The sequence below is a fragment of the Streptosporangium sp. NPDC048047 genome, assembly GCF_040653115.1.
Classification (GTDB): domain Bacteria; phylum Actinomycetota; class Actinomycetes; order Streptosporangiales; family Streptosporangiaceae; genus Streptosporangium.
On record NZ_JBEZNH010000081.1, the window covers coordinates 30,054 to 30,259 of the forward strand.

General features: G+C 70.4%; 1 protein-coding gene. It reads left to right on the forward strand.

Going from position 1 to position 206, the window contains the following annotated elements:
* On the forward strand, positions 1 to 206 hold a 206-nt coding region (locus AB0D67_RS36645; protein WP_362946288.1), incomplete at both ends, for a tetratricopeptide repeat protein.

Genomic DNA, 206 nt, shown 5'->3' on the forward strand with positions numbered 1-206 from the left:
AACAGATCCTCGGCCCGGAAGACCCGAACACCCTGACCGCCCGGAGCAATCTCGCCCGCTGGACGGGGAAAGCAGGGGACGCGGTCACCGCCCGCGACCGATACGCCACCCTCCTGCCGACATATGAGCGAACCCTGGGCGGCGAACACCCCGGCACGCTGAGCGTCCGGCACGACCTCGCCGTCTGGACGGGAGAGGCGGGCGAT